The sequence below is a fragment of the Streptomyces sp. IBSBF 3136 genome (assembly GCF_036815105.1).
In the GTDB taxonomy this organism is placed as follows: Bacteria; Actinomycetota; Actinomycetes; order Streptomycetales; family Streptomycetaceae; genus Streptomyces.
In genome coordinates this window covers 1-22,823 of the sequence record NZ_JAJSZC010000092.1, presented here as the reverse complement: position 1 = coordinate 22,823, position 22,823 = coordinate 1, and the positions used below count along the sequence as shown (strand labels likewise).

Genomic DNA, 22,823 nt, shown 5'->3' with positions numbered 1-22,823 from the left:
GCTTCATGATGCGTGGACCTGAGGGGATTTGAACCCCTGGCCCCCTCGATGCGAACGAGGTGCGCTACCGGACTGCGCCACAGGCCCTTGCAACGAGTGAAACTCTAGCATCCCCGTCGGGGTGCTTGGAAATCCGTTCCCTGACTGGTCAGGGGCGGGCCTGCGGTCGCGTGGCGGCTGTCACTCGTTCGCCGCGCGCGGGCGGTCGCCGTCCTCGTACTGATCGAAGAGGGGCGTGCGTCCGCGGCCGCGTGCCCGCCGGGCGGAGGCGGCGCGGCGCGCGTCACCGCGGCCGTCCGCCGGCCGGCCCTCGGCGTCGGTCGCCGGGGCGTCCGCCTCGGGCGCCTGGCCGTTCTCCTGCTCCGGCACGACCGTGCTGGAGCGTGCCGAGCTCCAGGTGTCGGGCGCGCCGAGATCCACGTCCGAGGTGGCCCGGGGTGCGACCGGGGCGGTGACGTAGGTGGGCAGCGGTACCGGTACCGGGTCCCAGCTGTCCCCGTGCCCGGGGCGGCGCCGGCGCTCGCGCTGCTGGTCGACCCACTCGGCGTGGTCGGTCTGCTCGACGAGGGCGCGGCGGTCCGCGGCGAGCGCGGAGAGGCCGGAGTCGGTGTCGACTTCCGCTCCTTCGTCCGGTTCGTCGGCGACGGGGCCGGCGTCCTGGACCGGGCGGCGGCGCGGCTGGCGCTCGCGCAGTCGCTGGGCCGCGACCTCGGCGCTCCGGCGGTCCATCTGGTAGGCGAAGCGGCGGCGTTCCTGGGCGCGCAGGTACGCGATGTACCCGCTCAGCAGGATCGCGGGCACGCCGGGCGCCCAGAGGAAGGCGAGACCGCCGACGGCCGCGACGATCGCGCCCAGGGTGAAGGCGAGGAAGAGCATCACGGTGGTGCGCCTGCGGCGGGCGAGCGCCTTCGAGCGCTGGGCGCGTGCCGCGGACGCCTGCGCCGAGGGCGTGCGCCGGGGGGCCGGCACCCGCTTCTGTGCGGGGACGGAGCCCGGGGTGTGCGCGGAGGGGGACTTGGGCGCCGGGATGAGGGGCTGGCCGGCTGCCGGTTCCGCCCGCTCGGACGTCTCCGGTTCGGCGTCGGCGTGGACCTGACGGCGGGTCGGAGGCACGGCGAAGGCCCGGACGTCCACCGAATCGGTGACGTCCGGCTCACCGGCGTCCTGCTCCCCCTCTTGGGCGGAGCGCGCCCGCAGGTCCTTGGCGTACCGGCGCTCCATACCCGCCCGTCCGGACAGCAGCCGGATGGCGGTACTGAAGCGTTCCGTCGGACGGGCCTCGTTCAGCTCGTCCTGCCTACGGAGCCACATCGGCACCAAGTAGGCGGCCCAGGCCCCGACGATGACTGCGTAGATGAGGCCGCTGCTGCTCACGTCTCACACGGTAGAGGGGTTTGCGTGGGGCCATCCGCCAATTGGGCCGGTGTGTCGCACGATCTGGCTGATATTTCCAGCTTTTTTTGCGACCGATGCGATCACAGGACCGCCGAAGTCGCGAATTGAATGCCCGGAGACGGTCGCCGAGCGGTCAATTTCGAACACATATTCAATTACCGGACTGTGCGTGATTCCCGGGGTGCTGGGTGTGCCGGGTGTGCTGGTCGCGTGCGGAGCGCCCCCGCTTCCAGCGTCCGAGCAGCCCCTCGGGCACTTCCTCCGCGGTGAGCGCGAAGACGAGGTGGTCCCGCCAGGCGCCGTCGATGTGCAGATAACGCGGCCGCAGCCCCTCCTCGCGGAATCCGAGTTTCTCCACGACCCGGCGGCTCGGCCGGTTCTCGGGGCGAATGCAGACCTCGATGCGGTGCAGCCCGACGGCGCGGAAACAGTGGTCCACGGCCAGTGCGACGGCCGTCGGCATCACCCCGCGCCCGGCGACCGCCTCGTCCACCCAGTAGCCGACGTGGCCCGAGCACATCGACCCCCAGGTGATCCCGGCGACCGTCAACTGCCCGACGAGCTGCCCCTGGTACTCGATGACGAAGGGCAGCATCCGGCCCGCGTTGGCCTCGGACCGCAGGTGCCGGACCATCTGGCGGTAGGTGGGACGGTGCACGACCGGCCCGCTCGGCGTGGGCGGCGGGATGGTCGCCTCCCAGGGGCGCAGCCAGTCCCGGTTGCGCCGGTTCACCTCACGCCAGGCCCGCTGGTCGCGCAGCTTTATCGGCCGGAGGACGACATCGCCGTCCGCCAGCACGACCGGCCAGGATGGGCTGTTCAGCTCGCACCCCCACTGGTGGCGCCGGGCCTGGGGTGGTCGCCGCCGCGGATCTGGTCGACGGCGTGCGCCAGCAGGGGCTCCAGGACGGCCAGTCCGTCCCGTACCCCGCCGGTGGAACCCGGCAGGTTGACGATCAGCGTCCGCCCCGCCACCCCGGCCAGTCCCCGGGAGAGCGCGGCGGTCGGCACCTTCTCCCGGCCGAAGGCGCGGATGGCCTCCGCGATGCCCGGCACCTCGTGGTCGAGCACGCTCCGGGTCGCCTCCGGCGTGCGGTCGGTGGGCGAGATGCCGGTGCCCCCGGTGGTGACGACGACGTCGAACCCGGCGGCCACGGCCTCCCGCAGCGCCGCTTCGACCGGGTCGCCGTCGGGGACGACGCGCGGCCCCTCGACGGCGAACCCGAAGCCTCTGAGGCCGTCCGCGACCAGCGGGCCGCCCCTGTCCTCGTAGACACCGGCGGCGGCGCGGTTGGAGGCCGTCACGACCAGCGCGCGGTACGGCCCGCCGCTCATGCCCGGCTCCAGTCGCCCGACTTGCCGCCCGTCTTCTCCTCGACCCGTACGTCCGTGATGACCGCTCCCTTGTCGACCGCCTTGACCATGTCGATCACGGTGAGCGCGGCGACCGTCACCGCGGTCAGGGCCTCCATCTCGACGCCCGTGCGGTCCGTCGTCTTCACGGTGGCCCGGATCTCCACGGCGTCGTCCGCGACCGACAGGTCCAGTTTCACACCGGACACCGACAACGGGTGACAGAGCGGGATCAGATCGGGGGTGCGCTTGGCGCCCATGATGCCCGCGATGCGGGCGGTGGCCAGGGCGTCCCCCTTGGGCATGCCCTCGCCGCGCAGCAGCTCCACCACGCGGGGCGAGACGAGGACCCGTCCGGCGGCGCGGGCGGTGCGCGCGGTGACGTCCTTGCCGGACACGTCGACCATGCGGGCGGCGCCCGCCTCGTCGATGTGCGTCAGCCGGTCCTGTGCGGAGGTTCCGGGGGTCTCCCCCCGGGATGGCACGGTCATGATGTGTGGCGCTCCCGGTCCGGGCCCGGCGCGGTGCGGTGCGCGGACCTGTTGTGCGCGACACGGTACCGCCAAGTCGGGACGGGCACCGGGGCAGGACCGCCGGGCGGACGCTCAGCCCAGCAGCACGACCTCCACCTCGCTGCCCGGCTCGGCGGACTCCACGTCCTCGGGCAGGACGATCAGCGCGTCGGCGTGGGCCAGCGCCGCGATGAGGTGCGAGCCGGCGCCGCCCACGGGGGTCACCTCGCCGTCGGCGTACGTGCCGCGCAGGAACTGCCGGCGCCCCCGGGGCGAGCCGAGCGCCTTGTCCGACCGCAGGGTGGCCCGGGCGCGGGGCCGGTGGACGTCCTCCAGGCCCATCAGGGCGCGGATCGCGGGGCGTACGAACAGCTCGAAGGAGACGTACGACGACACGGGGTTGCCGGGCAGGGCGAGCAGGGGGGTGTGGTCGGGGCCGATGGAGCCGAAGCCCTGGGGCTTGCCGGGCTGCATGGCGAGCTTGCGGAAGTCGATGCCGCCGCCCGCCTCGTCCTCGTCGCCGACGTACGACAGCGCCTCCTTGACGACGTCGTACGCCCCGACGCTGACGCCGCCGGTGGTGACCAGCAGGTCGGCGCGGATGAGCTGGTCCTCGACGGTGGACCGGAGGGTGTCGGCGTCGTCGGCGACGGCGCCCACCCGGTAGGCAATGGCACCCGCGTCCCGCGCGGCGGCGGTGAGGGCGAAGCTGTTGGAGTCGTAGATCTGGCCGTGGGCCAGTTCCTCGCCGGGCTGGACGAGTTCGCTGCCCGTGGACAGGACGACCACACGCGGGCGCGGGCGCACCCGGACGGTGCCCCGGCCGATGGCGGCGAGCAGCGCGATCTGCGGCGGGCCGAGGATCGTCCCGGCCTCCAGGGCGAGGTCCCCGGCCTTCACGTCGCCACCCTTGGCGCGCACGTGCGCGCGTGCCTCGGCGGGGCGGTGCACACGCACGTGCCCCTCGGAGCCCTCGGGGGCCGAGCTGCGCGCCCGCATGCCGCTCACCGGTCCCTCGCCGAGCCCGCCGTCGGTCCATTCGACGGGGACGACGGCCTCGGCGCCGGGCGGCAGCGGGGCGCCGGTCATGATGCGGGCCGCCTGGCCGGGTCCGACCCGGACCGGGTCGGCCGCCCCCGCCGCGACGTCCCCGACGACGTCCAGGACGGCCGGGAACTCCTCGCTCGCGCCCGCCACGTCCGCGACCCGCACCGCGTAGCCGTCCATGGAGCTGTTGTCGAACGGCGGCAGGGAGAGGGGCACCGTGATGTCGTCGACCAGGACGCAGCCCTGGGCGTCGAGCAGTTGCAGCTCGATGGGTTCGAGCGGACGGACCGTGGTGAGGATGTCGTCCAGGTGCTCGTCCACCGACCAGAGGTGGTCCGGTCCTGCGGGACGGGTCGCGGCGCTGCTCAACGTTGCTGCATCTCCTCGGCTACGTAACTGCGAAGCCAGGTCCGGAAGTCCGGGCCCAGGTCTTCACGTTCGCACGCCAGTCTGACAATGGCACGCAGGTAGTCGCCACGGTCGCCGGTGTCATAGCGGCGGCCCTGGAAGACGACACCGTGCACCGGGCCGCCGACCTTCTCGTCCTCGGTGAGCTGCTGGAGGGCGTCGGTGAGCTGGATCTCGCCGCCGCGGCCGGGCTCGGTCTTGCGGAGTATGTCGAAGATGTGCGGGTCGAGGACGTAACGGCCGATGATCGCGTAGCTCGACGGCGCGTCGGCCGGGTCGGGCTTCTCGACCAGGCCGGTCACCCGGACCACGTCGCCGTCGGCTGTGGCCTCCACGGCGGCGCAGCCGTAGAGGTGGATCTGCTCGGGGGCGACCTCCATGAGGGCGATCACGCTGCCGCCGTGCCGCTCCTGCACCTCGATCATGCGCTGGAGCAGCGGGTCGCGCGGGTCGATCAGGTCGTCACCCAGGAGGACGGCGAAGGGTTCGCGGCCGACGTGCGGGGCGGCGCACAGGACGGCGTGGCCGAGGCCCCTGGGGTCGCCCTGGCGCACGTAGTGCATGGTGGCCAGGTCGCTGGACTCCTGCACCTTCGCGAGCCGCTCGGCGTCGCCCTTCTTCCCGAGCGCCGACTCCAGCTCGTAGTTACGGTCGAAGTGGTCCTCGAGGGGACGCTTGTTGCGTCCGGTGATCATGAGGACGTCGTCGAGCCCCGCCGACACGGCCTCCTCGACCACGTACTGGATCGCCGGCTTGTCCACGACCGGCAGCATCTCCTTGGGAGTGGCCTTGGTGGCCGGCAGGAACCGGGTGCCGAGACCTGCTGCGGGGATGACAGCCTTGCTGATCCTGGGGTGCGACTGAGTCATGCCCGAACCTTATCCGGTGCCTTTGCGTGGAATATGTGGCTCCGGTTATTTGACTCTCATATGAGCACATTGTGAATGAGCCCACGGAGAAAGGCGCGAGAACGACCAGTGGAACACGACGGACGCACCGACGAGCCTGACAAGCGCACGTTGCGGCGGGAGTTCCTCGCGGTGAGGAACAGGTTGACGGCGGATGTCGTCCGGGAGGCGGGTGACACGCTGGCCGGACGCGCCCTGGAGCTGCCCGAACTCGCGGGCGCCCGCACGGTGGCGGCGTACGTCTCGGTCGGGTCCGAGCCCGGCACGGCCGCGCTGCTGGACGCGCTGCGCGCGCGGGGCGTCCGCGTCCTGCTCCCCGCACTCCTGCCCGACAACGACCTGGACTGGGGCGAGTACGCCGGTTCGGGCTCGCTCGCGCGGATCCGGCACGGCGGAAAGATGGCCCTGTTCGAGCCCTCGGGCGAGCGGCTCGGACCGGACGCGGTGACCGCTGCGGACGTGGTCCTGCTGCCCGGGCTCGCGGTGGACGCGCGCGGGGTGCGCCTGGGGCGCGGCGGAGGGTCGTACGACCGGGTGCTCGCCCGTCTCGGGCGCGCGGGCGCCCGTCCCGCCCTCGTGGTGCTGCTGTACGACACGGAGGTCGTCGCGCACGTCCCGGCGGAGCCGCACGACCGGCCGGTGCACGCGGTGGTGACGCCGTCGATGTGAAGGCCGTGGCTCACGGTTTGAGGACGAGGGTGTCGCTCGTGCTCCCGTCGACCGCCTTGTCCGTGAACGACCAGGGCAGCAGCTCGCCCTTGGCCCACTTGCCGGTCTGGTCGACGTAGTGGGCGCTGTAGGCGTGCCCGGAGGCGCCGGTCAGGTTGATCCACCGGGACTTGTCGAGGTCCTTGAGGTTGACCACCATCCGCATGGACGGCACCCAGACCACGCCGTAGCCGCCGGCCGCGTTCCAGCCGGACGCGTTGACGGTCGCCTCGCCGCCGCTGAGCTTCCAGGGGCCGCGGTTGAGGACGTACTGCAGGAATCCGGGGCCCTCGGTGCCGAGCGTCTGGTTCTTCAGGAACAGCCGGTGCAGCCGGCCCCAGCTCCAGGAGTCGATGTCCTTGCCGAGCTTGGCGGTCAGCTCCCAGCGGGCGTCGACCATGGCGCGCTCGAAGAGCTGGTCCATGTTGTCGGCCTTCTTGCGGTCACCCGCCCCGGCCGGGGTCTTCCACCAGTCGCTGTCCGGCTTCTCCATGAGGGTGCGGACCACCTCGAACCAGCGGTCGCCGCCGTCCGGCTGGGCCTGGTCGGCGTCGCGCTCGCCGCACTCGCGCACCTTGGCGTCGTCGTCGACCGGACCGGTGCTGTCGATCTTGTCGACCCACAGGCACTGGCCCTTGACCCGCAGCTCCTTGGGCAGCTTGTTGCCGAAGGCGAGCTTGAGGATGTTGCGCCAGACCGCGTTGAAGTAGGCGGCCGCGGCGGAGTCGGCGTCCTGGGTGTAGTCCCAGCCCTCCAGGAGCTTCTGCGCCTGGCGGACGTCCTTGTCGTCGACGTCGATCTTCAGCAGCTTGGGCACGAGCAGCTTGGCGATGTCGCTGCTGTTGTCCAGCTGCATCTGGCGCATGTCGTCGGTGGAGATCTTGCCGCCGTCCTTGATCTTCGACTCGATCAGGTCGGTGATGCGCTGGCTGCGGGTGCCGTAGCCCCAGTCCGTGGTGAGCGTGTAGGGGTACTTGTCCGGGTCGACCACGGCCTGGTTGGCGGTGACGATGTAGCCGCGCGCGGGGTTGTACTCGTAGGGCAGCTCGTTCTTCTTGATGAAGCCGGTCCAGCGGTACTTGGAGTCCCAGCCGGGAGCCGGGATCGAGCCGTCGTCCGCCGAGGAGCGCGTGGGGATCTTCCCGGGCAGGGTGTAGCCGATGTGCCCGGCGGTGTCGGCGTAGACGAGGTTCTGCGAGGGCACGTCGAACAGGGCGGCGGCGGAGCGGAAGTCGCTCCAGCCGGCTGCCTTGTCGAGGGCGAACACCGCGTCCATGGAGGTGCCCGGGTCGAGCGCCGTCCACCTCAGGGCGATGCCGTAGCCTTCACCGCGGTCGGGCGCGGCCGTGTTGACCGCGGCCTTCCTGCCGACCTGGACGAGTTCGTCGTCGCGGTCGGACAGCAGCGGCATCCCGTCGGCGGTCTGGCGCACGACGATGGTCTTGGACTTGCCCCCGGCGACCTCGATGGTCTCCTGCCGGTTCTTGAAGGGCCGCACCTTGCCGTCGTACAGGTAGCCGTTCGCGGTGACCTTCTCCAGGTAGAGGTCGGTGACGTCGACCCCGGAGTTGGTCATGCCCCAGGCGATGTCGGCGTTGTGGCCGATGATCACACCGGGCATCCCGGCGAACGTGTAGCCGGCCACGTCGTACTGGCACTTGCTGGAGACGGCCCGGCAGTGCAGGCCCATCTGGTACCAGACGGAGGGCAGCGACGCCGACAGGTGCGGGTCGTTGGCGAGCAGCGGCTTCTTGGTGATCGTGTACTTGCCGGAGACGACCCAGGAGTTGGAGCCGATGCCCTGGCCGTTCACGCCGACGGCGGTCGGCACGTCGTCCAGGACCTTGTAGAGGCCCGCGAGCTGGCTGGTGAGGGCCGAATTCGACGAGGTCGAGGTCGAGGAGCCGGAGCCGGACGACGTGGTGCCGGTGGAGCCCGTCGTGCCGGTCGTGCCCGTGGTCCCGGTGGTGCCCGTCGTGCCCGTGGAGCCGGTCGTGCCCGTGGCGCCGCTCTGCTGGAAGGAGTGGGTCAGCTCGCTGTACTGGCCCTCCTGCACGATCGGCTTGTGGCGGCCGTACGAGTACCGCGGGTACAGGTCCTGGATCTGCTGCGGGCCGAGGCGGCTGGTCATCAGCGCGCGGTCGACCTCGTCCTGCATGTTGCCGCGCAGGTCCCAGGCCATCGCCTTCAGCCAGGAGACGGAGTCGACCGGAGTCCACTGCTGCGGCTTGTAGTCGTTGGTCAGGCCCAGCGCCGCGTACTCCAGGGAGATGTCCTTGCCGCTCCTGCCCTTGAGGTAGGCGTTGACGCCCTTGGCGTAGGCCCGCAGGTACGCCTTGGTGGAGGACGACAGCTTGGTGTCGTACTCCTGCCTGGCGATGCGGTCCCAGCCCAGGGTGCGCAGGAACTCGTCGTTCTTGACCTGGCCCTTGCCGAACATCTCCGACAGGCGCCCGGAGGTCATGTGCCGGCGCACGTCCATCTCGTAGAACCGGTCCTGCGCCTGGACGTAGCCCTGGGCCATGAACAGGTCCGCGTCGGAGGAGGCGTAGATCTGCGGGATGCCGTTGCCGTCCCGCTTCACGTCGACGGGACCGGAGAGGCCGTCGAGCGTGATCGAGCCCTGGGTCTGCGGGAAGGAGGCACGGACGGTGCTGATCGACCAGTACGCCCCGTAGGCGACGCCTCCGACGAGGGCCAGGACCAGGACCAGCACGAGGAGTCGGGCTTTGCGCCCCTTCTTCCTGCCGGACTTGACGGGCGTGGCACCGGTCGTGGCGGTGTCACCCGTTGTGGCGGTGGTGTTGGGGGGCATCGCTGTCCTTGCTGTCCTAACGCGAGCGGCAGGTCGGGCTGTGACTTTGAATGAGCGCTGGGAGCAACCATAGGCGCAGGGCCCTGTGCCGCTTGACGCGGAGTCGGGAACCAGCGCGCACGAGCGTTCGATCTTGCCCCGCGGAGCGTCAAGAAAGCGTCAAGAATTAGGTAAGGTAACGAAGTACTTGGGTGCGGTGCGCCGCAGCCTCGGGTCTTGTGTACGCGAGCCCGCGCGTGCCCCGCGCGTGCCAAGGAAGGGAACCGCCGCTGACTGTCCACCACCTCAACCAGCTCCTGCTCGTCTGCTCCCTCGTCCTGCTCGTCGCCGTCGCGGCGGTCCGGGTCTCCTCCCGCAGCGGGCTCCCCAGCCTGCTCGTCTACCTGGGGATCGGCGTCCTCATGGGCCAGGACGGCATCGGCCACATCCACTTCAACAGCGCCGAAGTGACCCAGGTGATGGGCTACGCGGCCCTGGTCGTGATCCTCGCCGAGGGTGGTCTGGGCACGAAGTGGAAGGAGGTCCGGCCGGTCCTGTCGTCCGCCTCGGTCCTGGCCACGGTGGGAGTCGCGGTCAGCGTCGGCGTCACGGCGGTGGGCGCCCACTGTCTGATCGGGCTGGAATGGCGGCAGGCCCTCATCGTCGGGGCCGTGGTCTCGTCCACGGACGCGGCAGCGGTCTTCTCCGTGCTGCGGCGCATTCCCCTCCCCGCGCGCGTGACGGGCACCCTGGAGGCGGAGTCCGGCTTCAACGACGCTCCGGTCGTCATCCTGGTCGTCGCCTTCTCCCAGGCGGGCCCGGTCGAGCACTGGTACACCCTGGTCGGCGAGATAGCCCTTGAGCTGGCCATCGGAGCGGCCGTCGGGCTCGCGGTGGGCTGGATCGGGTCCTGGGCGCTGCGGCACGTGGCACTGCCCGCCTCGGGTCTGTACCCCATCGCCGTGATGGCCATCGCCGTCACCGCGTACGCCGACGGCGCCCTGGCGCACGGCAGCGGCTTCCTCGCCGTCTACCTGGCCTCGATGGTGCTCGGCAACGCCAAGCTGCCGCACTGGCCCGCCACCCGCGGCTTCGCCGAGGGGCTCGGCTGGATCGCCCAGATCGGCATGTTCGTCGTGCTCGGCCTGCTGGTCACGCCGCACGAGCTGGGCGACGACATCCTGCCCGCGCTGGTCATCGGGCTGGTACTGACCATGGTGGCGCGTCCGCTCAGCGTGGTCCTCAGCCTGGCCCCGTTCCGGGTGCGCTGGCAGGAGCAGGTCCTGATGTCGTGGGCGGGGCTGCGCGGCGCCGTGCCCATCATCCTGGCGACCATCCCCATGGTGAACGGGGTCGCGGGCAGCCGGCGCATCTTCAACATCGTCTTCGTGCTGGTCGTCGTCTACACCCTCATCCAGGGTCCGACGCTGCCCTGGCTGGCCCGCAAGCTGCGGCTGGGCGAGCAGGGCGAGGCGTCCGACCTCGGCATCGAGTCGGCGCCGCTCGAGCGGCTGCGCGGGCACCTGCTGTCCGTGTCGCTCCCCGAGGGCTCCCGGATGAACGGCGTCGAGGTCAACGAGCTGCGGCTGCCGTCCGGAGCCGCCGTCACGCTGGTCGTCCGGGAGGGGAAATCGTTCGTTCCGCTGCCCACGACGGTGCTGCGCAACGGCGACGAGCTCCTCGTGGTCGCCACCGACCCGGTCCGCGACGCCGCGGAACGGCGGCTGCGCGCCGTGGCCCACGGCGGCAAGCTGGCCGACTGGCTGGGGACGAGCGGGGCGAGCTCACGCTGAGGGCGCCCACGCTGCCATCCCCAGGCGAACGCCCGCCGGGGTGCGCCTTTTCACAGGGGCACAAGGTCTTGATCCCTGTAGTATGAAGGCGCACCCTGATCGAACCAACTCTGCCTGACGCAGAGCTGGCGCGACCGTATGGCGGCCGGAACGCCCTCCGCAGTGGCACCGGTATCTACCGCATCCGCGCAAGAGGACAGCTCTCGGCGCCCCCCGCACGGGCGCGCTACCAGGCGGTAGAAAGGCACGGGCCGTGGCGTCCACGGTCACCAGCGAGGCGACGGAGAACCCGTCGTCCTCCTCCCGGCCGGGCTACGGACAGCTGCTGCGCACCCGCGGCGCCTGGACGTTCCTGCTCCCCGGCTTCGCGGCACGTCAGCCGTTCGCGATGCTCACCATCTCCATCGTGCTGCTCGTGCAGCACACCACCGGCTCGTACGGCGCCGCCGGCGCGGCCGCGGCCGCCACCGGCGTGTCCATGGCGCTGTTCGCGCCCTACAGCGGCCGGCTGGCCGACCGCTACGGGCAGCGCGCCGTCCTGGTCCCCGGGATCCTGGTGCACGCGCTCTCCGGCCTCTCCCTCACGGCGCTCGCGCTGGCGCACGCACCGCTGTGGGCGCTGTTCGCGGCCGCCGTCCCGACCGGCGCCTCGGTGCCGCAGGTCGGCCCCATGGTGCGCGCCCGCTGGGGCGTCAGGCTCCAGGGCTCGCCCCTGATGAGCACCGCCGCCGCCTTCGAGTCCGTCACGGACGAGCTGACCTTCGTCTTCGGGCCGCTGCTGGCGACCGCGCTGTGCACGACGGTGACCCCGTCCGCCGGCCTGGTGACCGAGGCCGCGCTCACCCTGGTCGGCGGTCTGCTGTTCGCGGCGCAGAAGAGCACGCAGCCGCCGGTGACCTCCGCGGAGGGCGGCCACGCGCGCGTGGAGCACGGCTCCGCGCTGCGCGTCCCGGGCGTGCGGGTCCTGGTCGTGACGTTCCTCGGCATCGGGTCGGTCTTCGGCGGCATGCAGGTGTCGCTGGCCGCGTTCACCGAGTCGATCGGCGAGCCCGGCCTGAACGGCGTCCTGTACGGCGTCTTCGCCGCGGGCAACATGCTCTCCGGCGTCGCCTGCGGCGCCATCGCCTGGAAGGCCGCCCCGCAGCGGCGCCTGGTCGTCGGCTACACGGCGCTCGCACTGACCGCCGCCGCGCTGTGGACGGCGCACTCGGTCCTGCTGCTGGCCGGTCTCGGCCTGCTGGTCGGCATGTGCATCGCGCCGGCCCTGATCACCGGCTACACCCTGGTCGAGGGCCTGGTCCCGGCCGGGGCCCGCACCGAGGCGTTCACCTGGCTGACCGGCGCCGTGGCGCTGGGCCAGGCGGCCGCCGTCACGGTCGCCGGACAGCTGGAGGACCGGCTGTGGGGCGGCGCCGGATTCCTGGTGCCGATGGCCGGCACCCTGCTCGCGCTGGCCACCCTCGTGGCCCTGCGCTCGCGGCTGGTCGCCCCCGCCCGGAACCGGACCGTCGCGCGTGGCGTCGGTCACCGCGTGCCGGTGACGGTGGACTGATTCCCCGGAATACGTCACTATGGATCGTCGTTAGCACTCATCGAGTGAGAGTGCCAGGAGGAAGACAGTGCCGACCTACCAGTACCAGTGCACCGAGTGCGGCGAGGGCCTCGAGGCGGTGCAGAAGTTCACCGACGACGCCCTGACCGAGTGCCCCAACTGCGGTGGCCGCCTGAAGAAGGTGTTCTCCGCCGTCGGCATCGTCTTCAAGGGCTCCGGCTTCTACCGCAACGACTCCCGCGGCTCCTCGTCGAGCAGCAGCCCGGCCTCCAAGCCGGCCGGCTCGTCGTCGTCCGACTCCAAGTCGTCGTCCTCGTCGACCGCCTCGACGTCGTCGTCGAGCTCGTCGTCCTCGTCGTCGAGTTCGTCCAGCAGCTCCGCGGCCTGACACCTGGCTTCCCGGGCCCCGCCGTCGCACGACGGCGGGGCCTGAGCCCTACCCGGGCGCGCCTCCCCGCCGGTCCGGCGGGCGACTAGTGTGCTCGTCATGGCGAACGCAGAGATCGGCGTGATCGGGGGCTCGGGTTTCTACTCGTTCCTCGACGACGTGACCGAGGTCCAGGTGGACACCCCCTACGGGCAGCCCAGCGACTCCCTCTTCCTCGGCGAGATCGCCGGCCGGCGGGTCGCCTTCCTGCCCCGGCACGGCCGCGGCCACCACCTGCCACCGCACCGCATCAACTACCGCGCCAACCTCTGGGCCCTGCGCTCGGTCGGCGTCCGGCAGGTCCTCGGCCCCTGCGCGGTGGGCGGGCTGCGCCCCGAGTACGGCCCGGGCACCCTGCTCGTGCCCGACCAGTTCGCGGACCGCACGAAGTCCCGGCCGGGGACCTACTTCGACGGCCTCCCGCTGCCCGACGGCACGGTGCCGCACGTGGTGCACGTGTCCATGGCCGACCCCTACTGCCCCACCGGGCGGGCCGCCGCGCTGAAGGCGGCCCGCGGACGGGACTGGGAGCCGGTCGACGGCGGCACGCTGGTCGTGGTCGAGGGGCCGCGCTTCTCGACCCGCGCCGAATCGCTCTGGCATCGGGCTCAGGGCTGGTCGGTGGTGGGCATGACCGGCCACCCCGAGGCGGCGCTCGCCCGTGAGCTGGAACTCTGCTACACCTCGCTGACCCTGGTCACCGACCTGGACGCGGGCGCCGAGACCGGCGAGGGCGTCTCGCACGAGGAGGTGCTGCGGGTGTTCGCGGCGAACGTGGACCGGCTGCGGGGTGTGTTGTTCGACGCGGTGGCGGCACTGCCGGAGACCGGGGCGCGGGACTGCCTGTGCGGGAACGCGCTCGGCGGGATGGACCCGGGCTTCCCCCTGCCGTAACCAGGGCTGTACCCACCGACGGGGTTCACCGGTTCGGGGGGCGGGGTTTTCCACAAGCGGTGGGTTGTGCACGGGCTCCGGCGGGGATCGGCGCGAGGCGCCATCGTGGCAGGGCAAGCCCAGGCCCTCGTCGCAGGTGGTGGCTCCCCATGCCCTTGAGCTCGTCCTCCCCTACACCTCACTCCCCCTCGCCCGCTCTCTCGCCCGCTCCTTCCCCCGCTCACGGTTCCGCTCCGTTCCGTCTCCCGCGTCCGCCGGGCACCGACGCCCCGGCGACCTGCGAGGTCCCGCCGTTCGGTCCGGTGCGTGTGCGTGGTACGCGCTACCGGTTGCAGCGGCTGGCGCACCGGCGCGGGCGCGCTCTGGCGGCCGGCCTCGCCGTGACCGCCGCCGCGCTCGTCGCGGCGGGTCCGCGGACCGGCGCGCCGCCGCACCACTCCGCCCGTGCCCCCGGCCACCCGGCAGCGGAACCTCCGCGCCGACTCCACCGGGCGGTGGACGTGGTGACGGCGCCGGTGCGGATCGCCGACGCCGCCACCGTCCGGCTGCTACGGCCCGGCGACCGGGTCGACGTCATCGCCGCCGAGGACCCCTCGACCGGGGGCGATGCCCGGGTGCTGGCGCGTGGCGTGCGGGTGAGAGAGGTGCCGGAACCCCTGGAGGGCTTGGAGGGGAGCGGGGCGCTGGTCGTGCTCACGGTGCCGCGCGGCTCGGCGGCCCGGCTCGTCGGCGCGAGTGCCACGGCACGGCTCGCGGTGACGCTGTGCTGACCGCCCCTGCCCGTTCGCACGGCGACTCGCCGCACTGTCGCCCGATCGAGCACGGAAATTCGACAGGATGGCGGCATGGTGGCGTAGGTTGCGGAGCGTTTCGTTCCACAGCCTGTGCATATGAGGAGAGTCCCCGAGGTGAGCGCGAAGCAGGAACCGAGCGTCTGGCAGGGCTTCAAGGCCTTCCTGATGCGCGGGAACGTCGTCGATCTGGCAGTCGCGGTGGTCATCGGCGCCGCCTTCACGAACATCGTCAACTCGATCGTGAAGGGGCTCATCAACCCGCTGGTCGGAGCGATCGGCACGCAGAACCTGGACCACTACAGCTCCTGCCTGAAGGCACCGTGCCCCCTGAACGCGGACGGGTCGGCCAAGAGCGGTGTGCTGATCATGTGGGGCTCGGTCCTCGGCGCCACGCTGACCTTCGTGATCACCGCGGCCGTCGTGTACTTCCTGATGGTCCTGCCGATGTCGAAGTACCTGGCGCGGCAGGAGGCCCGCAAGAGGGCGCGCATGGGCGCGCAGGAGGTCATGGAGGTGACCGAGCTGGAGGTCCTGAAGGAGATCCGCGACGCGCTGCTCGCGCAGCGCGGTACGGAGCGCGACACCCGCTAGCGGTGCCGCCTCGTGCGGCTCAGATGTGGTGGGGCGGCTTCTCGTCGAGGAAGCGCTTGAGGTCGGCGGCGCTGTCCCGGCCGTCCGGGCGCTCGCCCCACCCACGGTCGGTGTCGTCCGAGGACTGCTGGCTCAGCGGGTCGTCGAAGACCAGCGCCGTCTTCGGGTCGCGCGGCTCGGGGGCGGGGGCTGTACTCATGCGTCAAGGGTACGGCGCGGGCCCGGACGGCCCGCCCAGCCCTTGTGAACGCGTTCACAAGATTTCACCGGGGATTTCTGCTGTGCTGGGAGGCATGACGTCGAGTTCCGCTCCGGCGCCCGCCTCACCGGGCGCGCAGTCCGACGGACCGCTGCGGCGGCTCACCGCGCGCGGCCGGCAGGAGGCGCACCGCGTCTCCTCACCGCTCGAACTCCTCTTCGACCTGTGTTTCGTCGTGGCCATCGCCCAGGCCGGCGCGCAGCTCGTGCACGCCGTGGCCGAGGGGCACGCGGGCGAGGGCATCCTGAACTACGCGCTGGTGTTCTTCGCCATCTGGTGGGCGTGGATGAACTTCACCTGGTTCGCCTCGGCGTACGACAACGACGACGCGCTCTACCGGGTCGTCACCCTGGTCCAGATCGCCGGCGTGCTGGTGCTGGCCGCCGGTGTCTCGCGGGCGTTCCAGCAGCACGACTACCTGGTGGTCTGGCTCGGGTACGTGATCATGCGGCTGGCGATGGTCGCGCAGTGGCTGAGAGCGGCGCGGTCGGCCGAGGGGGCGGAGCGGACCGCCGCGGTCAGATACGCGGGCGGTGTGCTGCTGTGCCAGGTCGGCTGGCTGGGGCTGGTCCTGCTGCCCGGTCCCGCCCGGGTCTGTGCGTTCCTGGTGATGGCGGTCGTGGAGCTGTGCGTGCCACTGTTCGCGGAGCGCGACCACCAGACGTCCTGGCATCCGCACCACATCGCCGAGCGGTACGGGCTGTTCACCATCATCGTGCTGGGCGAGACGATCGCCGCGGCGACGGTCGCCGTGAAGTCGGCGGTGGACGAGCACGACGCGCTGGGCGAGCTGCTGCCGATCGCGGCGGGCGGCCTGCTGATCGTCTTCTCGGCCTGGTGGATCTACTTCGTGGTGCCCATCCATGTTCATCTGCGTTCCAACGCGCAGGCCTTCCTGTGGGGTTACGGCCACTATCTGATCTTCGCGTCGGCCGCCGCGATCGGCGCGGGCCTGGAGGTGGCGGTGGAGCAAGCGGTCGGCAAGGCGCACATTCCGACGCCGGCCGCCTCGGCGGCGGTGACCCTGCCGACGGCGCTGTACCTGCTGACGGTGTGGGTGCTGCACTCGCGGCACTTCAAGGTGGGCATCGCCCAGCAGCTGGTGCTTCCCGTGACGGCACTGGTGGTGGTCTGCTGCACCTTCCTGGGCGCGTGGGCGGTCCTGGCGGCGGGGCTGGTGTCGGCGGCGGCGGTGGCCGTCGGGGTCACGCTGACGGCTCGCGGGGCCTTCCCTCGACAGGGCGCGGAGGCGACGGAGACCGCCCGCTGAACTCCCCTGCGCCTAGGGCCTGTTGTGAAAGTGGTCCTCTGCCGTGCGACGCCCGGCACGCCGCGCGGCCGCCCTCCGGGCGACGAGGCCACTTTCGCAACAGGCCCTAGCGGGGGTGGGCCAGACTGGCCCCATGACAGTTGACGCTTTGACGGATGTCGCCGGGTTGCGGGTGGGCCACTCCACCCGCACCGGGGAGGGCCGGCTCACCGGCACCACGGTCGTCCTCGCGCCGGAGGGCGGCGCCGTCGCCGCGGTGGACGTGCGCGGAGGCGGCCCCGGCACCAAGGAGACCGACGCCCTCGACCCGCGCAACGTGGTGCAGCGGGTGGACGCGGTCGTGCTGACCGGCGGCAGCGCGTACGGGCTCGACGCGGCGTCCGGTGTCATGGCCTGGCTGGAGGAGCGGGGGCGCGGGGTGCGGGTCGGGCCCGGTCCGGCGCACGTCGTACCGGTGGTCCCCGCCGCGTGCGTCTTCGACCTGGGGCGCGGTGGCGACTTCCGCGCCCGGCCGGACGCGGCGACGGGACGCGCGGCGGTGGAGGACGCGGCGGCCGGCGCACCGGGCGCGCCGGTGCCCGAGGGGTGCGTGGGCGCGGGCACGGGCGCGGTGGCGGGGCGGCTCAAGGGCGGGGTGGGCACCGCGAGCACGGTCCTCGGCTCGGGTGTCACGGTGGCGGCCCTGGTGGTCGTGAACTCCGCGGGCGCGGTGGCCGACCCGGAGACCGGCGCGCTGTACGGGGAGTTCTTCCAGGGCCGGGTGACCTACCCGGAGCGGGGCGTGCACGAGGCCGCGCGCCGGCGCCTCGACGAGGTGGCCTCCCGGAATCCGCTCCCGCCGCTGAACACGACGCTCGCGGTGGTGGCGACCGACGCCGACCTCACGAAGGCGCAGGCGCAGAAGATGGCGGGCACGGCGCACGACGGCATCGCGCGCGCCGTACGGCCGGTGCACCTGCTGCACGACGGCGACACGGTGTTCGCGCTGGCGACGGGGACACGGCCGCTCGGCACCACCGACCCGTCGGCGCTCAACGCGATTCTGGCGGCGGGCGCGGACCTGGTGACCCGCGCGATCGTCCGTGCCGTGCGCGCCGCCGAGCCGGTCGAGGGACCGGGCGGAGCGTGGCCGTCGTACCGGGAGCTGTACGGCGGCGGCCGGTAGACCAGGGGTGAAAGGACCCGAAGGGGTCCTGATTGTCGCGGTTCTGTCACGCAACGGCGTTCTCGGGCCCGAGGTGGAACCTCCCCCCGGGCCGCACCCCTCTCTTCCCACGCACTGGAGCGGACCACGCACATCACACGAACCTGGAGCAGCCCGTGACTACGCCGGACCTCGCAGCGCGGCGCGCACTGCTGGCTTCTGCCGCCCTGATGGTCGGCGCCCTCACCCTGACCGCCTGCGGCGGCGACGCCAACGCCACCGACGACACCGGCAAGGGCGGCGGCAAGTCGTCGCGGACTTCGGCGGCCACGATCACGATCTCGGCCAAGGACGGTGCGACGAACGCGTCCGTCAACGCCACCGGCGTGAAGGTGAGCGGCGGGAAGCTGACGGCCGTGAAGATGACCGTGGCGGGATCCGGGCAGGCGGTGCCGGGTGCGATATCGGCCGACGGCGGGAGCTGGAAGCCGAAGGGGCAGCTGGAGCGCGGGACGAAGTACGAGATCGACGCGACCGCGAAGGACGCAGCGGGACACACCGCGGCGGCCAACTCCATCTTCACCACCGTCACCTCGGCGAACAGCTTCATCGGCACCTACACGCCGGACAACGGCACCACCGTCGGCGTGGGCATGCCGGTGTCGTTCACCTTCGACAAGTCCATCACCGACAGGAAGGCCGTGCAGTCGCACATCACGGTCGGCACCAGCAGTGGCCAGCAGGTGGTCGGGCACTGGTTCGGGGACCGGCGGCTGGACTTCCGGCCGCGGGAGTACTGGAAGGCCGGCTCCAAGGTCACGATGAGGATCGACCTGGACGGCGTCCGGGGCGCGAACGGCGTCTACGGGGTGCAGAAGAAGACGGTGTCGTTCACGGTCGGGCGCGCGCAGGTCTCCACGGTCGACGCCGGCACCCAGACCATGACGGTGGTGCGGGACGGCCGGACGGTCAAGACGGTGCCGATCTCCGCGGGCAGCGCGCAGCACACCACGTACAACGGGCAGATGGTGATCTCCGAGAAGTTCACGCAGACCCGGATGAACGGCTCGACGGTCGGCTTCGGCGGGGAGTACGACATCTCGGACGTGCCGCACGCGATGCGCCTGACCTCGTCCGGCACCTTCATCCACGGGAACTACTGGTACGACAAGGGCAACCCGCCCTTCGGCCGGGAGGGCACCAGCCACGGCTGTGTGGGCCTGGCGGACGTGCGGGGCGCGCAGGGCGCCACGACGGCCAAGTGGTTCTACGACAACTCGCTCGTCGGGGACGTCGTGGTCGTGAAGAACTCCCCGGACAAGACGGTCTCGCCGGACAACGGGCTCAACGGCTGGAACATGGCGTGGAGCGCCTGGACCGCGGGAAGTGCCGTCTGATCGCCGGGTTTTGACGGTACGTGGGGCCGCGCGGAAATTTTTCGCGCGGCCCGCGCGTTTTCCGGGCATACGTTTTCTCGGTTCGGGGACATGATGTCCGACCGAGGGGCTACGGTATGCACCCACTAGGTGACATGCAGCAACGCCGGGAGAAACCTTGAGCGTTCCGTACGAGACGGCAGCGTACGAACCAGCCGAGTCGCCCGAGTCTCCGGAGGAGCACCTCGCGCGGCTTCTCGGCCGTGCCCTGAACTCCTTCGAGCTGCCCGACGAGGTGATAAGGCGGCTCGACTGCGCGCTGGCGCACGACAGCTGCCTGCTCTCCGCCCACCACAGCGCGGGACTGCACCGCGAGACGTACCGGCACACCTGGCTGCTGGCGGACGGCTCGCCGGTGACCCTGTGGGAGCTGGTGCACAACACCGCCCCGGGCGGCGACGCCCAGCACGAGGTGTACGTGGACGAGGAGGAGCTGTACGCGGCCACCACCCGGCTCCCGCTGCCGCCGGAGGCACCGGACTTCGAGTTGCCGGCGCTGACCCAGTTGTGGGCGGTCCCCGAGCCCCGGCACGTCTACGCGCCGGACGGTTCCGCGGACCACGCCCGCCGGCTGCTGCGCCGCGCGGAGAACCAGGATCGGCCGGGTGAGGAGACGGCGGCGCTGCTGGCGACGGCGGCCGCGCACCAGATCACCCAGGCGTTCGGCCGGCCCGGACGGTCCGCCCGGGCCGGGCTGAGCTTCGCGCTGTACGAGCACGCGTTCCTGCTGCCGGACGGCCGGGAGATCTCGCTGTGGGAGGTCGAGCACACGGCGACCCCGGACGGACGGCACATGTGCGAGGTCTACGCGACGGAGGACGCGGCCCGGGACGCCATGGACCGGCGCGCGGCCCGGCATGCCTAGCCTTTTGCGATCGGGCCGCGCCTCTTCAGGGGCGGCCGACCGGTCAGCAGTCGTGCGGTCGGCGGGCGTCCGATCACGGGCCTGCGGTCGGCGGGCGTGCGGTCAGCGGGCGCCGAGTCGGCGTACCAGGCCCGCGAAGGCGTCCTGTTCGGCCGGGGTCAGTTCGACCGACTCCCGGGCGGGGCCGGCCTGGGGCTGTTCCGGCAGGGCCGGCAGTACGGCCGCGGCATGCCATTCGGCGACGGCCTCGACACGGGCGCGTCGCAGCAGGCGCATCACCACGACGGCCCAGGCCAGCCCGGCCACGGTGAGCGCGGTCAGGCCGATCAGCTGAAGAGTCGAGACGTGCTCAGGCATACGCCCCAGTACACACCACGGTCCGGGACTTCGGTCCCGGACCGTGACGTATCTCGCAGGTGCCGTGAACAACTCACAGCACACCAAAGGGACAAGAGGGGGACGGTGCCCGTCAGGCGACCACCGTGTGCTTCGCCTCCCTCGCCGCCGCGGCCGATCCCGCCTCGGGGTCGGCGGCCGTGGCCTCGGGGTCCTGTTTGCGCATGCCCTTGAGGACGACGACCAGGGCGGTGGTGACGCAGACGCCGGCCGCGATGGCGATCAGGTAGAAGAACGGGTTGCCGATCAGCGGGACCACGAAGATGCCGCCGTGCGGGGCACGCAGGGTGGCGCCGAAGGTCATCGACAGGGCGCCGGTGAGGGCGCCGCCCACCATGGCGGAGGGGATGACCCGCAGCGGGTCGGCGGCGGCGAACGGGATGGCGCCCTCGGAGATGAAGGAGGCGCCCAGCACCCAGGCGGCCTTGCCGTTCTCGCGCTCGGTCTGGGTGAAGAGGCGGCCGCGGACGGTCGTGGCCAGGGCCATCGCCAGCGGCGGGACCATGCCGGCCGCCATCACCGCGGCCATGATCTTCATCGCGGAGCCGCTCGGGCTGGCGACCGCGATGCCGGCGGTGGCGAAGGTGTAGGCGACCTTGTTGACCGGACCGCCGAGGTCGAAGCACATCATCAGGCCGAGCAGCGCGCCGAGGAGGATCGCGTTGGTGCCGGTGAGGCCGTTCAGCCAGTCGGTCATGCCCTTCTGGGCGGAGGCGATGGGCTTGCCGATCACGACGAACATCAGGAACCCGACGATCGCCGAGGAGATCAACGGGATCACCACCACCGGCATGATGCCGCGCAGGGCCGTCGGGATGCGCACCCGCTGGATCGCCATCACCACCCCGCCTGCGACCAGACCTGCCACCAGGCCGCCCAGGAAACCGGCGTTGATGGTGAGGGCGATCGCGCCGCCGACGAAGCCGGGGACGAGTCCGGGGCGGTCGGCCATGCCGTAGGCGATGTACCCGGCCAGGACCGGGACCAGGAACCCGAAGGACACGATGCCGATCTGGTACAGCAGCGCGCCCCAGCTGTCGGCCTGGGTCCACAGGAAGTGGTCCATCACCGAAGGCGCCTTGTTGACCGTGTAGCCGCCGATCGCGAAGCCGAGGGCGATCAGCAGACCGCCCGCCGCGACGAACGGGACCATGTAACTCACGCCGCTCATCAGCCACTTGCGCAGCTTGGTGCCGTAGCCCTCGGTGGAGTCGCCGGACCGCTCGACGGGGGTGGCGGGTGCCGTGCCCGAGGTGGCCTCGCCGCGCTCCGCCTTGCCGCGCACCTCGCCGATCAGCTCGGCGGCGCGGCTGATGCCCGCCTTCACCCCGACGTCGACCGTCGGCTTGCCCGCGAAGCGGTCCTTGTCCCGTACGGGGACGTCGTGCGCGAAGATCACGCCGTCCGCCGCCGCGATCACCGCCGGGTCGAGCCGGGTGAAGCCCGCCGAGCCCTGCGTCTCGACGACGACCTCGACGCCGGCCTCACGGCCCGCGTTCTCCAGGGACTCGGCCGCCATGTAGGTGTGGGCGATGCCGGTCGGGCAGGAGGTGACGGCGACGACGCGGAACGGCCGCTCACCGGCATCTGACCCACCGGCGGCACCCACCGCGGCGTCGGCCGTGGCATCAGCGGGCTCGGCGGCCGCGGGGCCCGGAACCGCTGCCGGTGCCGGAGCCGCTGCGGCCGCGTCCTGCGCGGTGCTGCCCGCCGCGGCGTCGGCGGAGGCCGCCCCCGACGCCGCGGCGGTGCCTTCCCCGGCGCCCTCGGCCGCTGCGGCGGGCGCCTCCTCCCCGCGGATCAGCGCGGCCGCGGTCGGCGCGTCCTCCGCCGACCGCAGCGCGTCCGTGAACTCGGCGTTCATCAGCTGCCGGGCCAGGGAGGAGAGGATCGTCAGGTGCGCGTCGTCGGCACCGGCCGGGGCCGCGATCAGGAAGATCAGGTCGGCCGGACCGTCGGGGGCGCCGAAGTCGATCCCGTCGGAGCTGCGGCCGAAGCCGAGCGTCGGCTCGGTGACGTGGGTGCTGCGGCAGTGCGGGATGCCGATGCCGCCGTCCAGGCCGGTCGGCATCTGCGCCTCGCGGGCGGCGACGTCGGCGAGGAAGCCCTCCAGGTCGGTCACCCGGCCCAGGCTCACCATGCGCTCGGCGAGGGCGCGCGCCGCCGCTTCCTTGGTGTCGGCGGACAGGTCGAGATCGACCAGGTCCGCGGTGATCATGTCGCTCATCGCGGGCTCCTATGCACGCGTATCGCCCGGGGGATGGGGTGGGCGAGGGT

The 22,823-nt window shown here is 72.0% G+C and carries 21 protein-coding genes and 1 tRNA gene; 11 read left to right on the top strand and 11 right to left on the bottom strand.

The genetic code is table 11. The annotated features are described in order from the left end of the window. Positions 1-13 precede the first annotated feature (13 nt). From V7E45_RS20625 to galU, 7 genes are all read right to left on the bottom strand, one after another. Positions 14-87: transfer RNA gene (locus V7E45_RS20625), tRNA-Ala, on the bottom strand. Positions 88-180: 93 nt separating this feature from the next. After that, complete coding sequence (sepX, locus tag V7E45_RS20620; protein ID WP_333775671.1) at positions 181-1,374, bottom strand: divisome protein SepX/GlpR; 1,194 nt, start codon at positions 1,372-1,374, stop codon at positions 181-183. A gap of 172 nt (positions 1,375-1,546) precedes the next feature. Further along, a complete protein-coding gene (locus V7E45_RS20615; RefSeq protein WP_333775670.1) occupies positions 1,547-2,194 on the bottom strand; it encodes a GNAT family N-acetyltransferase in 648 nt (215 codons plus the stop codon). Between the two features lie 20 nt (positions 2,195-2,214). Further along, the gene (locus V7E45_RS20610) at positions 2,215-2,730 is read right to left on the bottom strand and encodes a MogA/MoaB family molybdenum cofactor biosynthesis protein (RefSeq protein ID WP_333775669.1); all 516 of its coding nucleotides are present in this window, start codon (positions 2,728-2,730) and stop codon (positions 2,215-2,217) included. Next, the gene (gene moaC / locus V7E45_RS20605) at positions 2,727-3,239 is read right to left on the bottom strand and encodes a cyclic pyranopterin monophosphate synthase MoaC (RefSeq protein WP_020940582.1); all 513 of its coding nucleotides are present in this window, start codon (positions 3,237-3,239) and stop codon (positions 2,727-2,729) included. Before moaC ends, V7E45_RS20610 begins: the two co-directional genes overlap by 4 nt. Before the next feature lie 114 nt (positions 3,240-3,353). After that, positions 3,354-4,676: a molybdotransferase-like divisome protein Glp gene (gene glp, locus V7E45_RS20600; RefSeq protein WP_333775668.1), complete on the bottom strand. Its 1,323-nt coding sequence runs from the start codon at positions 4,674-4,676 to the stop codon at positions 3,354-3,356. Then, positions 4,673-5,584: a UTP--glucose-1-phosphate uridylyltransferase GalU gene (gene galU, locus V7E45_RS20595; protein WP_333775667.1), complete on the bottom strand. Its 912-nt coding sequence runs from the start codon at positions 5,582-5,584 to the stop codon at positions 4,673-4,675. Before galU ends, glp begins: the two co-directional genes overlap by 4 nt. A gap of 75 nt (positions 5,585-5,659) precedes the next feature. On the opposite strand from galU, the gene V7E45_RS20590 reads away from it, so the two are divergent. Next, positions 5,660-6,292: a 5-formyltetrahydrofolate cyclo-ligase gene (locus V7E45_RS20590; RefSeq protein WP_443056110.1), complete on the top strand. Its 633-nt coding sequence runs from the start codon at positions 5,660-5,662 to the stop codon at positions 6,290-6,292. A gap of 10 nt (positions 6,293-6,302) precedes the next feature. Here the strand turns inward: V7E45_RS20590 and V7E45_RS20585 are convergent, their stop codons facing one another. Continuing rightward, positions 6,303-9,146, bottom strand: coding sequence for a penicillin acylase family protein (locus tag V7E45_RS20585; protein WP_333775665.1), 2,844 nt, complete (start codon positions 9,144-9,146; stop codon positions 6,303-6,305). 218 nt (positions 9,147-9,364) lie between these two features. Between V7E45_RS20585 and V7E45_RS20580 the strand changes: the two genes are divergently transcribed. From V7E45_RS20580 to mscL, 6 genes are all read left to right on the top strand, one after another. Beyond that, positions 9,365-10,918: a potassium/proton antiporter gene (locus V7E45_RS20580; protein ID WP_333775664.1), complete on the top strand. Its 1,554-nt coding sequence runs from the start codon at positions 9,365-9,367 to the stop codon at positions 10,916-10,918. A 253-nt stretch (positions 10,919-11,171) separates the two neighbouring features. Further along, positions 11,172-12,470 (top strand): MFS transporter, encoded by a 1,299-nt coding sequence (locus V7E45_RS20575; protein WP_333775663.1) that lies wholly within the window; start codon positions 11,172-11,174, stop codon positions 12,468-12,470. 67 nt (positions 12,471-12,537) lie between these two features. Then, on the top strand, positions 12,538-12,858 hold the full coding sequence (locus tag V7E45_RS20570; RefSeq protein WP_333775662.1) for an FmdB family zinc ribbon protein: 321 nt from the start codon (positions 12,538-12,540) through the stop codon (positions 12,856-12,858). A 99-nt stretch (positions 12,859-12,957) separates the two neighbouring features. Next, positions 12,958-13,791: an S-methyl-5'-thioadenosine phosphorylase gene (locus V7E45_RS20565; protein ID WP_333775661.1), complete on the top strand. Its 834-nt coding sequence runs from the start codon at positions 12,958-12,960 to the stop codon at positions 13,789-13,791. A gap of 149 nt (positions 13,792-13,940) precedes the next feature. Further along, complete coding sequence (locus V7E45_RS20560; protein ID WP_333775660.1) at positions 13,941-14,561, top strand: hypothetical protein; 621 nt, start codon at positions 13,941-13,943, stop codon at positions 14,559-14,561. A gap of 138 nt (positions 14,562-14,699) precedes the next feature. Next, on the top strand, positions 14,700-15,176 hold the full coding sequence (gene mscL / locus V7E45_RS20555; RefSeq protein WP_333775659.1) for a large conductance mechanosensitive channel protein MscL: 477 nt from the start codon (positions 14,700-14,702) through the stop codon (positions 15,174-15,176). 19 nt (positions 15,177-15,195) lie between these two features. On the opposite strand, the gene V7E45_RS20550 is transcribed toward mscL, so the two are convergent. Continuing rightward, entirely contained in the window at positions 15,196-15,375 is a 180-nt protein-coding gene (locus V7E45_RS20550) for a hypothetical protein (RefSeq protein ID WP_133921669.1), read from the bottom strand. A gap of 94 nt (positions 15,376-15,469) precedes the next feature. Here V7E45_RS20550 and V7E45_RS20545 point away from each other — a divergent pair, with 94 nt between their 5' ends. The 4 genes from V7E45_RS20545 (at position 15,470) to V7E45_RS20530 (ending at position 20,150) form a co-directional block, all read left to right on the top strand. Further along, positions 15,470-16,705, top strand: coding sequence for a low temperature requirement protein A (locus V7E45_RS20545; protein WP_333775658.1), 1,236 nt, complete (start codon positions 15,470-15,472; stop codon positions 16,703-16,705). A gap of 133 nt (positions 16,706-16,838) precedes the next feature. Further along, positions 16,839-17,870, top strand: coding sequence for a P1 family peptidase (locus V7E45_RS20540; RefSeq protein ID WP_333775657.1), 1,032 nt, complete (start codon positions 16,839-16,841; stop codon positions 17,868-17,870). A 155-nt stretch (positions 17,871-18,025) separates the two neighbouring features. Next, a complete protein-coding gene (locus tag V7E45_RS20535; RefSeq protein WP_333775656.1) occupies positions 18,026-19,246 on the top strand; it encodes a L,D-transpeptidase in 1,221 nt (406 codons plus the stop codon). Between the two features lie 157 nt (positions 19,247-19,403). Continuing rightward, positions 19,404-20,150 carry a DUF6227 family protein gene (locus tag V7E45_RS20530; protein ID WP_333775655.1) on the top strand — a complete coding sequence of 249 codons (747 nt, stop codon included), beginning with the start codon at positions 19,404-19,406 and terminating at the stop codon, positions 20,148-20,150. A gap of 102 nt (positions 20,151-20,252) precedes the next feature. On the opposite strand, the gene V7E45_RS20525 is transcribed toward V7E45_RS20530, so the two are convergent. Together V7E45_RS20525 and V7E45_RS20520 are read right to left on the bottom strand one after the other, a co-directional pair. Further along, positions 20,253-20,507 (bottom strand): hypothetical protein, encoded by a 255-nt coding sequence (locus tag V7E45_RS20525; protein ID WP_333775654.1) that lies wholly within the window; start codon positions 20,505-20,507, stop codon positions 20,253-20,255. A 112-nt stretch (positions 20,508-20,619) separates the two neighbouring features. Further along, entirely contained in the window at positions 20,620-22,773 is a 2,154-nt protein-coding gene (locus V7E45_RS20520; protein WP_333775653.1) for a PTS fructose transporter subunit IIABC, read from the bottom strand. Positions 22,774-22,823 lie beyond the last annotated feature (50 nt).

What these genes read in the sequence shown, in the direction of transcription:
- V7E45_RS20610 (WP_333775669.1), bottom strand. Translation starts at nt 2,730, where the DNA reads ATGAGCGGCGGGCCGTACCGCGCGCTGGTCGTGACGGCCTCCAACCGC.
- moaC (WP_020940582.1), bottom strand. Translation starts at nt 3,239, where the DNA reads ATGACCGTGCCATCCCGGGGGGAGACCCCCGGAACCTCCGCACAGGAC.
- galU (WP_333775667.1), bottom strand. Translation starts at nt 5,584, where the DNA reads ATGACTCAGTCGCACCCCAGGATCAGCAAGGCTGTCATCCCCGCAGCA.
- V7E45_RS20590 (WP_443056110.1), top strand. Translation starts at nt 5,660, where the DNA reads ATGAGCCCACGGAGAAAGGCGCGAGAACGACCAGTGGAACACGACGGA.
- V7E45_RS20585 (WP_333775665.1), bottom strand. Translation starts at nt 9,146, where the DNA reads ATGCCCCCCAACACCACCGCCACAACGGGTGACACCGCCACGACCGGT.
- V7E45_RS20565 (WP_333775661.1), top strand. Translation starts at nt 12,958, where the DNA reads ATGGCGAACGCAGAGATCGGCGTGATCGGGGGCTCGGGTTTCTACTCG.
- V7E45_RS20560 (WP_333775660.1), top strand. Translation starts at nt 13,941, where the DNA reads ATGCCCTTGAGCTCGTCCTCCCCTACACCTCACTCCCCCTCGCCCGCT.
- V7E45_RS20550 (WP_133921669.1), bottom strand. Translation starts at nt 15,375, where the DNA reads ATGAGTACAGCCCCCGCCCCCGAGCCGCGCGACCCGAAGACGGCGCTG.
- V7E45_RS20545 (WP_333775658.1), top strand. Translation starts at nt 15,470, where the DNA reads ATGACGTCGAGTTCCGCTCCGGCGCCCGCCTCACCGGGCGCGCAGTCC.
- V7E45_RS20540 (WP_333775657.1), top strand. Translation starts at nt 16,839, where the DNA reads ATGACAGTTGACGCTTTGACGGATGTCGCCGGGTTGCGGGTGGGCCAC.
- V7E45_RS20525 (WP_333775654.1), bottom strand. Translation starts at nt 20,507, where the DNA reads ATGCCTGAGCACGTCTCGACTCTTCAGCTGATCGGCCTGACCGCGCTC.
- V7E45_RS20520 (WP_333775653.1), bottom strand. Translation starts at nt 22,773, where the DNA reads ATGAGCGACATGATCACCGCGGACCTGGTCGATCTCGACCTGTCCGCC.